Below are 14,755 nucleotides of genomic sequence, written 5' to 3'. Positions count from 1 at the left end.
TCGAAGAATAAAACTCTAAAATAGTAAATTTTAGTATGTTTGTTATATGGTAGATCAAGAATTATTAAAGTATTTAGAGGGCTATTTGACAGATAAAAGAAAAGCGCTGTTTCATAAAGTTTTGTCGAATAGAACCAAACATTTTACGGTTGTACTTGAAGACATATATCAAGCCCATAACGCAAGTGCCGTGATACGAACTTGTGATATATTTGGAATTCAAGATTTATACACTATAGAGAATAAATACACCAATAAAGTATCAAGACACGTTGCAAAGGGAAGTCAAAAGTGGTTAACCATAAATCGATTTAATGCCGATGGCAATAACACTAAAAGGTGTTTACATACATTAAAAGAATCAGGATATCAGATTATCGGAACAACACCACATAATGATTCCTGTTTGATACAAGATTTTGATGTTACTAAGAAATCAGCTTTTGTCTTTGGTGTAGAAAAGGAAGGTATATCAGACTATGTGAAGCAACATGCTGATGGGTTTCTTAAAATCCCAATGGTTGGATTTACAGAAAGTTTAAATATATCTGTTGCAGCTGCTATAATTTTGCAAGAGGTAACCAACAAGATGCGACAATTTGATATTTCTTGGCAACTTACCACAGAGGAAAAAGAGGTATTGTATTACGATTGGGTCAAAAAAACTATTAAAAATGTAGATAAAATAATGGCACATTACAAGGAACTTTAAGACAATTATGTATGCTTCTAAACAACATCTGTTATGTTTTGCTACAACAATATATACTACAAAAATAAAGTTCGTATTTTAATAATATAAAACGGCATTTTTCTTAAAATGATATTTTGTTTATTTTTTTTTAAAAAAAAATAAAACAAAATATTACTGCTAAATCTGCATCTCCGAATCAAAATCAAAAACATACGTAAAGCGTTAGTAAACAAGCTTTTATATTCATTTTTTTGTTCGTTTTAATGGTTTTAAAGGTTCTATTTTTATACATAAATTATCGTTATTTTTCTGATTTTTATAATATGTTAATCTATTTTGTTTAACTGTTGAGTTGTTTTTGTTAAACAAAATTATTACTTTTGAAGTAGCAATAGGTACTATGAATAATTTAGACAATATATCAGTAGTTTGGTTCAAAAGAGATCTTCGTTTGCATGACAATGAGGCGATTTTTAATGCGCTTCAAACCAAAGAACCATTATTGCTTGTTTACATATTTGAACCGAGTTTACATGAGGATGCTCATTATTCGGAAAGACATTGGGATTTTATCAAACAATCGCTACTTGATTTAAATCATAAATTATCGAATTGCAATACAAAAGTTTTAACGGTAGAGTCGGAGGTCATTCCGTTTTTTAGCTTTTTATTATCTCATTACAACATCAAATCAGTTTTTTCACACCAAGAGACTGGTATTGATAAAACGTACGTAAGAGATAAAACTTTTAGACGTTTTTGCCGAAATAACTCGATACAATGGATTGAAAATGTTAACAATGGCGTTTTCCGAGGAAGAAACACGGAAGGGAATTGGAGTGATAAGTGGCTACAGTACATGAAAGCTCCGCAACTAGATTTTCTACCTGAAAAAGAACATCGATTTTTGCATTTTTCCGAAATAGCAAATCTTGAGGGTAATTTAATTATAAAAAACCTAGAAACTAAAGATTCTAAGGTTTTACAAAAAGGTGGTGTTGAAACCGCCAAAGAATACTTTCGTTCATTTTTCAAAGAACGTTATATCAATTATGCGAAATACACAGCTTCCTCTGCGTTGGGTAGAGAAAGTTATAGTAGACTTTCTCCTTATTTAGCTTGGGGAAATTTGTCAGTTAGAGAAGTATTTCAAGAAGCGCAAAAAAGAAAACAAGAAATAGCTAATAAACTCCCGATGGATATGTTTGTTTCTAGATTAAAATGGCAAGCGCATTTTATTCAAAAATTTGAAACAGATAATATAATGACAGAAGAAAAAGTAAGCTTAGGTCATAACAAACTTAAAAAGCAACTTTCAATTAAATATACAATTGCTTGGCAGGAGGGAAAAACGGGATATCCTATGATTGACGCAAGTATGCGTTGTCTCAAAGAAACTGGATATCTCAATTTTAAAATGCGTGCAATGGTTGTTTCATTTTTTACACATAATTTATGGCAACCTTGGCAAGAGGCCTCAAGTTTTTTATCGCGGCTGTTTTTAGACTTTGAACCAGGGATACATTTACCGCAAACCCAAATACAAGCTGCGATTTCAGACACTAAAACAATTAAAAATTTTAATCCAACCAAAATAGGTTTAGAGTATGACCCTATGGGTGAATTTATAGTACAATGGGTTCCTGAGTTAAAGAACCTCCCAGTAGACTTCAGACACGAACCTTATAAGATGTCATTTATAGAACAAAAGCTATACAATTTCAATTTAGGTAAGGATTATCCAGAGCCAGTCGTTGACATCAGATCCACGAAAAAAAGAGTTTCAGATGTGATTTGGGATGTCAAAGATAGCAACAAGCCAAAACAAAATAAATCTTTTAACAATCGCTTAAACAACTAATTATGGTAGTTTTTAACACCACTTTTTTAGATCGTGAAGAAGTCAATGAAATGAATGGTTTGGTTGGTAAGCCTTTTCCTTTACTTACCAAAATCAAACTAGGAGGGGTTGGTAGTAGAAGAATGATTATTCACAATGTCAGTGAAAATTTTAAAAGCTTGTTAAATGTAGTTTCCGACATAAATTATGTGAACATAGAGTTACGGCCAAATGGAATAATTGTTCGATTAACACAACAGTTAAACCGTTTCTCATGGGTGATACCATATTATAAATTATCGATTTTTAATGCAGACTATTTCAGCATACACTCCGATGGAAGCTACATACAATTGGTAAAATCAAAAAATAGTTCGGTCAGTAAAAAATTTTTACAAAACTTAATGTTTTTAAAAGCAACATCCAATAGTTCTTATGAAGTTAAATGATAGAGAAATAGATAGAGTTGTTGAAATGGCTTGGGAAGACAGAACTACTTTTGATGCCATTAAAATGCAATTTAACTTAAGCGAATCTGAGGTGATAAAATTGATGCGCCTTGAGCTTAAACCCTCTAGCTTTAAACTGTGGAGAAAGCGTGTTCAAGGAAGAAAAACAAAACATCAAGCAAAAAGAAGCTCTGAGACGTCGAGATTTAAGTGTAGTCGTCAAAGAGCTATTTCAAACAACAAGATAGCAAAACGATAGATGGAAAAACACAAACTAGCAATTACTCGTAAGGAACATTTTAATGCGGCACACCGTTTGCATAATAAAAATTGGAGTGATGAAAAGAATAAGGAAGTATTTGGAAAGTGTAATAATCCAAATTATCATGGTCATAATTATGAATTAGAAGTTACCATAATTGGCTACATGAATGAAGATACTGGTTACGTAATTGATACTAAGATACTATCTACAATCATAAAAGAAAAGGTTTTGGAGCCTTTAGATCACAAAAATTTGAACGTTGAAGTATCTCATTTCGAAAATGTAAATCCAACAGTTGAAAATATAGCAATTGTTATATATAACTTAATTAAAAACGAAATCTCAAAAGATTTAGACTTAAAAATAAAACTTTATGAAACACCCAGAAACTTTGTTGAATACCCTTTTAGATAAAAATTCCTTGAATGGATTTTCTATCGAAGAAGTAGGTGACGACCATCTGTATACAGGTATAGAGACTCCCATGAAAAAGGACGCTTTTTTAATGTCTAATGAAGAGAAGAAAGAAAAAATAGCTTCTTTATTTTCACAAATAATGGACGTTATGGGATTAGATTTAAATGACGATTCTTTAAAAGGAACGCCCAAAAGAGTTGCTAAAATGTATATCGATGAGATATTTTCGGGTCTAAACCCAGAAAACAAACCCAAGATTGCACTTTTTGATAATAAGTACCAATACAATCAAATGTTGGTGGAAAAAGACATTCAGTTTTATTCTAATTGCGAACACCATTTTGTACCCATTATCGGAAAAGCGCATGTTGCCTACATTTCATCTGGTAAAGTGATAGGCTTATCAAAACTGAATAGAATTGTTCAGTATTATGCCAAGCGACCACAAGTTCAAGAACGTTTAACAAATCAAATAGCGAGAGATTTACAAACAATATTAGAAACTGAAAACGTGGCTGTTATTATTGAAGCCAAACACTTATGTGTTTCTTCAAGAGGAGTAAAAGACGATTCTTCTTCAACCATTACATGTTTTTACGGAGGAGAATTTAATACCAAAGAAAAAATTAGAGAATTACAAAATTACATCAAATGAGTACTTTAGAATTAGTGCAGGAGGCTCTTGAATTTGAAAAAAATCATAAGTCATTTCGCACGAGAAATGAAAAAATATTAGCATCTAGAAAAGCGAAGGATTTAGTGTTGTCATTAAACGACGTTTATAAATCTACAAAAGACAATTCTTTAATGGACTTAATGAAGCGATTAACACTAATTAAGCGAAAAATAGAGAAGCGTTTAAAAGGAAGGTTAACTGCATAGAAATTAACATTACTAGTATAATTTATGAAAACTATTTTAGTAGTTGGAGGAAGTAAAGGAATTGGAAAAGCAATTGTAGATTCCTTAAAAAACGAGCATACTGTTATTACCTTCAGTAGAACACCTTCAGAAGAAATTGGGATTGAACACCACACATTAGATGTATTAAAGGACACCTTGCCAGATTTAGATTCCATTGATGGATTGGTCTATTGTCCGGGAAGTATAAATTTAAAATCTCTTACAAGATTAAAGGAAGAAGATTTTGAAGAAGACTTCAGAATAAATGTTTTAGGAGCCATAAAGGTCATCAAAAAATATGAAAAGGTGTTAAGTCAGAATAACGGAAGTGTCGTATTATTTAGTACTGTAGCAACAAAACTTGGTATGCCTTTCCATGCAAGTGTTGCTACAAGTAAATCTGCAATTGAAGGCCTAGCAAAATCATTAGCTGCAGAATATGCGACCAAAATAAGATTTAATGTGATTGCACCTACCGTTACAGAAACGCCTCTAGCGGCAAGACTTTTACGAAATGACAAACAAAAATTGTCTATGCAAGATAGGCATCCTTTAAAAGATTATTTACAAGCCGAAGAGGTTGCTACTCTGGCTACATATTTCTTATCGGATGCATCTCGATTGATTTCCGGACAGGTGATGCCAATAGATGCCGGTATAACAACTTTAAAGCTGTAAACATGAAAAGTATGCTATTTTTACTAGCCCTATTTGTAATAAATAAAGAAATAACCATATTTGATTTTTCTGAGCATTCCAATTTTAAAAAGGGAACTTGGTACCAAACAAATGACGATGTAATGGGAGGTATTTCTACTTCAAAAATGGACCTAGACGAAGATGGAAATGGCGTTTTTTCAGGTGTTGTCTCTACAGCCAATAATGGTGGATTTGCCATGACGAGACTACCAACAAATATAGAAATACCAAAATCATACACTAAACTTGTGGTTTATCTTCAAGGTGATGGAAAAAAATACCAATGCCGTTTGAAATCGAAAAAATACCAAAGATTTTGGTACGTCAAATCCTTCCAAACTTCAGGAACTACAGAAAAAATAGAAATACCTCTAAAAGATTTTTATCCTTCTTTTCGTGGATACCAACTAGACATGGAAAACTTTCATGAAGATGTCTTACGAGAAATAGCTTTTTTAATCGGAAATAAAAAAACGAATCGTTTACTTTAAAAATAAATAAAATAGTATTACAATAAACCTAATAACAATGAAACTTTTTAACCTAATCTTAGTTATGGCACTATTCTCTTCAACAATTAAAGCACAAACTTTAGAACCTAAAACATCTATCTATGACGTCAAAATAAATGACATCAACGGAAAGGAAATTAATTTAGAAAATTACAAAGGGAAAAAAATCTTATTTGTAAATGTTGCTTCGAAATGTGGATTTACAAAACAATACGATGGCTTGCAAGATCTATATGAAAAATACCAAGACGATTTAATGGTTATCGGCGTTCCGTGCAATCAATTTGGAGGTCAAGAACCAGGAACAGCAGATGAAATACAATCGTTTTGTAAATTGAATTTTGGAGTTACTTTTTTAATGACAGAAAAAGTAAATGTTAAAGGTGACGAACAACACCCTTTATACCAATGGCTTACGCAAAAGGATTTGAATGGTAAATCAAATTCTACTGTAAAATGGAATTTTCAAAAATACTTAGTAGACGAAAACGGTAGATTTATTGATTTTTTCTATTCTATGACGGGACCTACTAGCACTAAAATAACCAAGTTAATTTAAGGGTGAAAAAAAAACCAGATCATATCGTATTTAACGACGAAACAAACAACTACGATGCATATTTAAGACCTTATCCAACGAATCTAACGGCTCCTAAGATTGAGCCTAACGACATGGTTAGTTGGAAAAGGTCTAACCTATATTCCGTAAACAATCATTTCAAATCTAAATTTGAAGAGTTAAAAGAAGCATATCAAAACTTAGTAGCTACTTTCAATGATAACGATTTACTGTACGGGGTAAACTATAATTTTGAGCCTATTGTTGGAAATACGTATCATTTGTACAAGAAGGATGAAGACTATTTTTTATCTATTCTAGCTCCGGAAGAGTGTACTTTTAATTATGTAGGTAGTTATCTTTTGAACTCTGATAAACTATGGCAAAAAGTTACAACTAATGGTAGAGATTAAAAGTCATTCGGGTATTTATACCCTTAAAACTGTACAGGAACTAAATATTCCAATAACACAGGCATGGGATTTTTTTAGCTCTCCGAAAAATTTGCAAGAAATAACTCCAAATCAAATGGGTTTTCGTATTACCTCAGACCTTGATAAAGACGTGTATCCTGGACAAATAATCACCTATAAAGTTGGAATTTTTCCAGGGGTAAAGCAAAATTGGGTTACCGAAATTACGCATGTGAAAGAACATGAGTTTTTTATTGACGAGCAACGATTCGGACCATACAGTATGTGGCATCATGAACATTGGTTCGAAGCATTATCAAATGATACAACTAAAATTATTGACAAAGTTTCCTATAAAATTCCTTTAGGAGTATTAGGAAGGATCTTACAACAAATTTTCATAAAGAAAAAATTAATAGAAATTTTTGAGCACCGCTATACAACTTTAGATAAATTATTTAATGAAAAATAACATCGTTATATTTTGGTTCAGAAGGGACTTACGTTTAGAGGATAATAAAGGTTTATTTAAAGCCTTAAATTCAGGCTACCCTGTACTTCCACTTTTTATTTTTGATGCACAAATAACAGACAGTTTGCCAACTGACGATGCTAGATTATCGTTTATATACGATAATTTAAAAGCAATACATGATACTTTATTACCTGTAGGGAGTGGTTTGTGTATAAAAAAAGGAAACCCCCTTCAGGTTTTTAAAGATATTATCAAAGAATATTCGGTTAAAGGAATTTATCTCAATAATGACTATGAACCCTACGCAATTAAAAGAGATGTATCCATACAGGAGTTTGTTATGGAACTTGATATTCCGTTTTTATCGTTCAAAGACCAGGTAATTTTTGAAAAAACAGAGGTGGTAAAAAAAGATAAAAATCCTTACACAGTATTTACTCCGTATAAGAACCAATGGTTGAAGCAATTCGATGCCTCAGAAAGCACGAAGCCATATGCGTCTTTCCAAAATTTGCATAATCTCTTTGCGCATAACAGTAACTTTCCAAGTTTAAATCAGTTAGGTTTTACAAAAAGTAAAATTTTAGTGAAGCCATATAATCTAAACGAATTATCGAATTATGAAGAAGATAGAAACTATCCATCGATAGATAAAACATCCTATGTTTCTCCGTATCTACGTTTTGGTGTAATAAGTATCCGAAAGCATGTTTCCTTTGCCCTAAAAACTAACCTAACCTATTTAAGCGAACTCATTTGGAGGGAATTTTTCATGCAAATCCTTTACAATTTCCCTGCTGTGGTAACCCAAAATTTTAAAAGGAAATACGATGCTATACCGTGGAGAAATGACCAAGACGATTTTGAAAAATGGTGTACTGGAAATACTGGTTATCCATTTGTGGATGCTGGTATGCGAGAGTTGAATAAAACAGGATATATGCACAATCGTGTTCGAATGATTACTGCCAGCTTTTTGTGCAAACATTTATTAATTGATTGGCGTTGGGGTGAGGCATATTTTGCAAGTAAGTTATTGGATTACGAATTGGCTTCCAATAACGGTAATTGGCAATGGGCAGCAAGTACTGGCTGCGATGCAGTGCCTTATTTTAGAATATTTAATCCTACAGAACAACTCAAAAAATTTGACAAAAACTTAACCTACACTAATAAATGGGTAGACAACTTTAATGAATTATCCTATCCAACACCTATAGTAGATCATAAATTAGCTCGAGAAAGAGCGATAACGACGTATAAAAGCATAATGTAATTTTCACATTATTATTTTCTTCCTATTTTTTATTTTAAAAGATTCAAATGCAAACACCATTAAAACCTCAAGCATTTGGATCTTTTTTTTAACAATTGATTCCTATTTTAAACCGTATTGAAAAACGCTTTTAATACAAAGCTGCGTATAGTCGTAAATCTCTATTTCTGTATGTTGAAAAGTATTTAAACATACTTTTTTATTTTTTAATGTTTAATGCTATTTTAGCAAATACCGTAATGTTACACACTATATATGGCTAAAGAAACACAATATACCGAAGATAATATTCGCTCCTTAGATTGGAAAGAGCACATAAGAATGCGACCCGGAATGTATATTGGTAAATTAGGGGACGGTTCTTCACCTGACGATGGTATTTACATATTGGTAAAAGAAGTTCTAGACAACTCTATTGATGAGTTCGTTATGGGAGGAGGAAAGACGATTGAAGTTTCGTTACAAGATACTAAAGTAATTGTTCGCGATTACGGTCGTGGAATTCCCTTGGGCAAGGTTGTGGATGTTGTCTCCAAAATGAATACTGGTGGTAAATACGACTCTAAGGCATTTAAAAAGTCTGTTGGTTTGAACGGAGTAGGAACTAAGGCTGTAAACGCATTGTCTTCTTATTTTAGAGTAGAATCTAATAGAGATGGTAAATCTGCTTCTGCAGAGTTTGAAAAAGGAAACCTAACAGGTAAAGAAACACTCGAGTCGACCTCGCGAAGAAAAGGGACTAAAGTTACTTTTATCGCTGATGAAACCATCTTTAAAAACTACAAGTATCGTCCGGAGTACATCATAAAATTACTAAAGAATTATGTGTATCTAAATCCAGGGTTAACCATTGTATTTAACGGCGAGAAGTATTTTTCAGAGAACGGATTAAAAGATTTATTAGAAGACAACAATAACCAAGAAGATTTATTATACCCAATAATACACCTTCGAGGTGACGATATAGAGGTTGCAATAACACACAGTAAAACACAATATTCAGAAGAATACCATTCTTTTGTAAACGGTCAGCATACCACACAAGGTGGAACACATCAAGCAGCTTTTAGAGAGGCTGTTGTAAAAACAGTACGGGAGTTCTATAATAAAAATTTTGAGGCCTCCGATGTTCGAAAATCTATTATATCTGCTATTTCTATCAAAGTAATGGAGCCTGTTTTTGAAAGCCAAACCAAGACAAAACTAGGATCTACTGAAATGGGAGGAGACTTGCCAACAGTACGCACCTATATAAACGATTTTGTAAAGACAAAACTAGACAACTATTTACATAAAAACACCGTTGTAGCAGAGCAATTACAGAAGAAAATATTACAAGCCGAGAAAGAGCGAAAGGAATTATCTGGTATTCGAAAATTAGCAAGAGATAGAGCAAAAAAAGCTAGTTTACACAATAAAAAATTGCGCGATTGTCGCATTCATTTTGGGGATACTAAAAAAGAAAATTATTTAGACACTACGCTTTTCATAACCGAGGGAGATTCGGCAAGTGGTTCTATTACTAAATCAAGAAATGTCAATACCCAGGCAGTATTTAGTTTAAAAGGAAAGCCCTTAAATTCGTATGGATTATCTAAAAAAATAGTGTACGAAAACGAAGAGTTCAATCTGTTGCAAGCAGCATTAAACATCGAAGATGGTTTAGAGGGCTTACGCTACAACAATGTAGTAATAGCGACAGATGCAGATGTAGATGGAATGCATATACGATTACTGTTAATTACGTTTTTTCTTCAGTTTTTTCCAGAGGTAATAAAAGAAGGTCATTTGTATATTTTAGAAACCCCTTTATTTCGAGTGAGAAACAAAAAGGAGACGTATTATTGTTATTCGGAAGAAGAAAAACATGACGCCATTGGAAAATTAAAAGGGAAACCCGAAATCACGAGATTTAAAGGTCTTGGTGAAATTTCTCCAAATGAATTTGTTCATTTTATTGGAGACGACATTCGTTTAGACCCTGTAATGCTTGATAAAGAGATGTCTATTGAACAAATGCTACAGTTTTACATGGGGAAAAACACGCCAGATCGACAAAAATTTATTATCAATAATTTGAAAGTAGAACTAGATTTATTAGAAGAAAACTAAAATGAAAAATATTCGAAAAGTCACAACCGTGTTATCTTATATATTCGCACTAATATTGGTATTTTGGTTGGTGCAAATAGACTATTCGGATTTAACGTATAAAAATAATGTAGCTTCTTATTTAGGAATACTAAGCTCATTTTTTGTTTTAGTGACGATACAATTCGTGAAAAATAAATCTAAGAAATAAAGGAATCACTGTATGAGTGAAGAGAATACTAATTACGAACATGAGGAGGATTTAAATGTTCCAATAGAAAGTACGGAAACCATTACCAAAGTAACAGGAATGTACAAAGAGTGGTTTTTAGATTATGCTTCCTATGTAATTTTAGAACGTGCTGTTCCTTCCATTGAAGACGGTTTTAAACCAGTACAAAGGCGAATCATGCACTCCATGAAAGATCTGGATGATGGACGGTATAACAAAGTAGCCAATATTGTAGGGCACACCATGCAATACCATCCTCATGGAGATGCTTCTATTGCAGATGCAATGGTGCAAATGGGGCAAAAAGAATTGCTCATTGACATGCAAGGAAACTGGGGTAATATACTAACTGGAGATCGAGCTGCTGCCTCCAGATATATAGAAGCTCGTTTATCTAAATTAGCCTTAGAAATTGTATTCAATCCAAAAACCACCGAATGGCAAGCTTCTTATGATGGAAGAAAGAAAGAGCCAGTAAATCTACCTGTTAAGTTTCCCTTACTTTTAGCCCAAGGAGCGGAGGGAATTGCTGTAGGTTTATCTACTAAAATCCTACCGCATAACTTTAACGAATTGATAGATGCCTCCGTAAAATACCTAAAGGGAAGAAGTTTTACCATAGTTCCTGACTTTTTAACCGGAGGTACCGCAGATTTTTCTAATTACAACGATGGAAAAAGAGGTGGAAAAGTAAGGGTTAGAGCTAAAATTTCGCAACTAGATAAAAAAACGCTTGTCATTTCCGAAATTCCATTTGGTACTACTACAACTTCTCTTATCGATAGCATTCTTAAAGCAAACGATAAAGGAAAAATAAAAATTAAGCGAATTGAAGATAATACTGCAGCAAATGTTGAAATTTTGGTGCATTTACCACCCAATGTTTCTCCCGATAAAACGATAGATGCATTATATGCTTTTACGAATTGTGAAAATTCTATATCACCGCTATGTTGTATTATTGAGGAGAATAAACCAGTTTTCATCGGTGTAAACGAGGTATTAAAAAAATCAACAGATTTTACTGTTTCACTGTTAAAGAAAGAGTTGGAAATACAACTACATGAATTAGAAGAACAGTGGCATTTTGCTTCTTTAGAACGAATCTTTATTGAGAATAGAATTTATCGTGATATTGAGGAGGTAGAGACCTGGGAAGGAGTTATTGATGCCATTGCTACTGGATTACAACCACACACAAAGCATCTAAAACGAGTAGTCACAGAGGAAGACATTCTCAAATTAACGGAAATCCGAATAAAGAAAATATCCAAATTTGATATTGATAAAGCAAAACAGTTCATTGAAGCTTTAGAGGAAAAGATTGCGGAGGTGAAACACCATTTAGCTAATTTAATCGATTATGCAATAGACTACTTTAAACAATTGAAATCAAAATATGGAAAAGGAAAAGAGCGCAAAACAGAAATAGCTACCTTTGATGATATTGTTGCTACAAAAGTGGTTATGCGTAACGCAAAGCTATACGTCAATAAAGAAGAAGGATTCATCGGTACTTCTTTGAAAAAAGACGAATATGTTACCGATTGCGCAGATATAGATGATATTATTGTATTTCGCGATAATGGTACTATGATTGTTACCAAAGTAGCATCCAAAACCTTTGTCGGTAAAGGCATTATGCACATTGCTATCTTTAAAAAGAAAGACAAGCGTACCGTATACAACATGGTATACAAAGACGGAACTAGAGGTCCTAGCTATATGAAACGTTTTAACGTTACGAGCATTACTAGAGATAAAGAGTACGATTTAACGAATGGAAGCAAAGGTTCCAAGGTGTTATATTTTTCGGCAAATCCAAATGGTGAGGCGGAAGTAATTACCATTTTACTTAGAGCTGTTGGTAGTATAAAAAAATTAAAATGGGATATTGATTTTGCAGACTTAGCCATTAAAAGTAGAAGTGCTCGAGGAAATCAAGTTACCAAATACGCAATTAAAAAGATTGAGTTTAAATCTGCTGGAGTTTCTACACTTAAACCTAGGAAGATTTGGTATGATAATACTGTAAAACGATTAAATGTAGATGGTAGAGGAGAGCTATTAGGTGAATTTAGAGCAGAAGACAGAATTTTAATCGCGGTACAAAGTGGAAAAATAAAAGCGGTAATACCCGACTTGAGCATGCATTTCGAAAACGATTTGCTCATCCTAGAAAAATGGGATCCTAACAAACCTATCTCTGCAATTTATTTTGATGGAAACAAAGAACGATATTACGTAAAGCGATTCCTAATAGAGACTGCTGATAAAGAAGAACTTTTTATTTCAGAACATGAAAAATCAAAGTTAGAAATAATGGTGACCGATTACAGGCCTGTGGTAGAAGTTAATTTTTCCAAGCGAAGTTTGGAAAATTTAAAGGTTAACTTTGAAGAGTTTATAGCTGTTAAAGGAATAAAAGCGCAAGGAAATCAATTGACAACAGAAAAAATTCGATCGATAAAATCATTAGATTCTTTGCCATATGAGATGCCAAAAGCAGCAATTGTTGAGGATATAGAGGTCAATGAAGAAGAAGAGGTGAAGGATAATTTGTTACCGTTAGATATAGAGACGAAAGTGAATAAAAGTTTTGAAGAATCGAAAGCAAATAAAACCAAAAAAGCACTAGAGAAAGCCTTGCAAAAAAAACACAAAAGCAAAGACGATGATGCTAGTCAGACTGCTTTGTTTTAATGCAATACTATTTTACGATGATACGAGTATACTATGGAGAATTTGAAATTATCCAATTTATTTAATTTAGAATCTTTTTTTGGGATTATCGCATATCTCATTACTGTCGGCATTATAACATGGTTATTGTCACGAATTATACGTTATTTAATCGTTCTATTAATAAAATTCCGAAAGGAAGACAAGTACGGCAGAACTAGTATTCAATTCCTTAGAAATTCGGTGAATTTTTTATGGGTATTTTCGCCATTATTTTTGTGATAATGACAGTACCTCTTTTTAGAAGTAAAGCAACTTTAATATTTTCTGGAGCCGGACTTATAGCCGCCATCATTGGTTTTGCAGCGCAAGCTGCTTTATCAAATTTAATAGCAGGTGCTTTTATTGTATTCTTTAGGCCATTTCGCGTTGGAGACTATATCAAGCTGGACGACACAAGATTGGGTATTGTAGAAGATATAAATCTTCGACATACTGTTATTAATAATTTTGAAAACAAGCGTTTAATTATCCCAAATTCTGTAATCAGTACAGATTCTATATTAAACCATACCATTGAAGATTCACAAATCCTTAGCTTTAATAATTTTAAAATAGGGATACGTGCAGATATCGATTTAGCGAGAAAGATTATTCAAGAAGAAGCTCTAAAACAGCCAAATACCATCGATTACAGAACGCCAGAGCAAATTTTAGCGGATATAAATCAAGTAGATGTTAGAGTTATTGATGTGCATCCAGATCACATACACATACGAGCGTATTTGTGGATAAATGAGCCATTCAAAGAATTCAAGACCAAATGTGCCTTTAAAGAAGCGGTACACAAACGCTTTGTTAAAGAGGGTGTAGATTTACCAATTCCAATACATAAAGTTATCCGGGAAGATTTCGTATGATAAAAACTTTTAGTTTGATTTTTTAAACAAAAAACCAAATCCAAGACGCTTCAAAAACTTTTTTTTCAAAGTTCCAAAAGAAAGAGAATTGTCCGAACAACCATCCAACGACTGGTAGAGTTATTTGATACACGGGAAAAATCAATAGAAAACGCAACGGCCAATAAAACCAAGGAGAGATAACATCTGGTGTAAAACCTAAACTTGCGGTAATTGGTTTTGCGACCCAAGCCGCAAAAGAACCATTAATAGCAAATACAATAAGTATAGCAATTACATCCCAATTCGTATTTATCCCCCAACGTTGCTTTAATTTCTCCATGGTGCA

General features: G+C 33.0%; 17 protein-coding genes. 16 read left to right on the top strand and 1 reads right to left on the bottom strand.

Annotated features, from left to right (window positions below):
• The first annotated feature begins 46 nt into the window (after window positions 1–46).
• The 16 genes from BSU00_RS03535 (at window position 47) to BSU00_RS03460 (ending at window position 14,427) form a co-directional block, all read left to right on the top strand.
• Window positions 47–712, top strand: a complete 666-nt coding sequence (locus tag BSU00_RS03535; RefSeq protein ID WP_105003139.1) for an RNA methyltransferase — start codon at window positions 47–49, stop codon at window positions 710–712.
• A 382-nt stretch (window positions 713–1,094) separates the two neighbouring features.
• A complete protein-coding gene (locus tag BSU00_RS03530) occupies window positions 1,095–2,555 on the top strand; it encodes an FAD-binding domain-containing protein (protein ID WP_105003409.1) in 1,461 nt (486 codons plus the stop codon).
• 2 nt (window positions 2,556–2,557) lie between these two features.
• On the top strand, window positions 2,558–2,983 hold the full coding sequence (locus BSU00_RS03525) for a hypothetical protein (RefSeq protein ID WP_105003138.1): 426 nt from the start codon (window positions 2,558–2,560) through the stop codon (window positions 2,981–2,983).
• Window positions 2,970–3,242: a TIGR03643 family protein gene (locus tag BSU00_RS03520; protein ID WP_105003137.1), complete on the top strand. Its 273-nt coding sequence runs from the start codon at window positions 2,970–2,972 to the stop codon at window positions 3,240–3,242. The genes BSU00_RS03525 and BSU00_RS03520 overlap by 14 nt, the downstream gene beginning before the upstream one ends.
• A complete protein-coding gene (locus BSU00_RS03515; protein ID WP_105003136.1) occupies window positions 3,243–3,662 on the top strand; it encodes a 6-carboxytetrahydropterin synthase in 420 nt (139 codons plus the stop codon).
• Window positions 3,622–4,320 carry a GTP cyclohydrolase I FolE gene (gene folE, locus BSU00_RS03510; protein WP_105003135.1) on the top strand — a complete coding sequence of 233 codons (699 nt, stop codon included), beginning with the start codon at window positions 3,622–3,624 and terminating at the stop codon, window positions 4,318–4,320. The genes BSU00_RS03515 and folE overlap by 41 nt, the downstream gene beginning before the upstream one ends.
• A complete protein-coding gene (locus BSU00_RS03505; protein ID WP_105003134.1) occupies window positions 4,317–4,547 on the top strand; it encodes a hypothetical protein in 231 nt (76 codons plus the stop codon). The genes folE and BSU00_RS03505 overlap by 4 nt, the downstream gene beginning before the upstream one ends.
• A gap of 24 nt (window positions 4,548–4,571) precedes the next feature.
• Complete coding sequence (locus tag BSU00_RS03500; protein ID WP_105003133.1) at window positions 4,572–5,246, top strand: SDR family NAD(P)-dependent oxidoreductase; 675 nt, start codon at window positions 4,572–4,574, stop codon at window positions 5,244–5,246.
• 11 nt (window positions 5,247–5,257) lie between these two features.
• Window positions 5,258–5,758 carry a CIA30 family protein gene (locus BSU00_RS03495; RefSeq protein WP_233188577.1) on the top strand — a complete coding sequence of 167 codons (501 nt, stop codon included), beginning with the start codon at window positions 5,258–5,260 and terminating at the stop codon, window positions 5,756–5,758.
• Between the two features lie 37 nt (window positions 5,759–5,795).
• Window positions 5,796–6,338 (top strand): glutathione peroxidase, encoded by a 543-nt coding sequence (locus BSU00_RS03490; RefSeq protein ID WP_105003132.1) that lies wholly within the window; start codon window positions 5,796–5,798, stop codon window positions 6,336–6,338.
• Window positions 6,339–6,340: 2 nt separating this feature from the next.
• Window positions 6,341–6,751, top strand: coding sequence for a DUF2452 domain-containing protein (locus BSU00_RS03485; protein ID WP_105003131.1), 411 nt, complete (start codon window positions 6,341–6,343; stop codon window positions 6,749–6,751).
• The gene (locus BSU00_RS03480; RefSeq protein WP_105003130.1) at window positions 6,738–7,223 is read left to right on the top strand and encodes an SRPBCC family protein; all 486 of its coding nucleotides are present in this window, start codon (window positions 6,738–6,740) and stop codon (window positions 7,221–7,223) included. The genes BSU00_RS03485 and BSU00_RS03480 overlap by 14 nt, the downstream gene beginning before the upstream one ends.
• The gene (locus tag BSU00_RS03475) at window positions 7,213–8,502 is read left to right on the top strand and encodes a deoxyribodipyrimidine photo-lyase (RefSeq protein ID WP_105003129.1); all 1,290 of its coding nucleotides are present in this window, start codon (window positions 7,213–7,215) and stop codon (window positions 8,500–8,502) included. The genes BSU00_RS03480 and BSU00_RS03475 overlap by 11 nt, the downstream gene beginning before the upstream one ends.
• A 255-nt stretch (window positions 8,503–8,757) precedes the next feature.
• Window positions 8,758–10,614, top strand: coding sequence for a DNA topoisomerase IV subunit B (locus tag BSU00_RS03470; RefSeq protein ID WP_105003128.1), 1,857 nt, complete (start codon window positions 8,758–8,760; stop codon window positions 10,612–10,614).
• Window positions 10,615–10,816: 202 nt separating this feature from the next.
• Window positions 10,817–13,528, top strand: a complete 2,712-nt coding sequence (locus tag BSU00_RS03465) for a DNA gyrase/topoisomerase IV subunit A (protein WP_105003127.1) — start codon at window positions 10,817–10,819, stop codon at window positions 13,526–13,528.
• 263 nt (window positions 13,529–13,791) lie between these two features.
• On the top strand, window positions 13,792–14,427 hold the full coding sequence (locus BSU00_RS03460) for a mechanosensitive ion channel family protein (RefSeq protein WP_233188576.1): 636 nt from the start codon (window positions 13,792–13,794) through the stop codon (window positions 14,425–14,427).
• 22 nt (window positions 14,428–14,449) lie between these two features.
• Here BSU00_RS03460 and BSU00_RS03455 read toward each other — a convergent pair whose 3' ends face one another.
• Entirely contained in the window at window positions 14,450–14,749 is a 300-nt protein-coding gene (locus BSU00_RS03455; RefSeq protein WP_233188575.1) for a DUF6787 family protein, read from the bottom strand.
• Between the last annotated feature and the right edge of the window lie 6 nt (window positions 14,750–14,755).

Source organism: Tenacibaculum sp. SG-28 (genome assembly GCF_002954385.1).
Lineage (GTDB): Bacteria > Bacteroidota > Bacteroidia > Flavobacteriales > Flavobacteriaceae > Polaribacter.
Note: the sequence above shows the minus strand (reverse complement) of the source record. Positions and strands in the feature narration are given on the sequence as shown.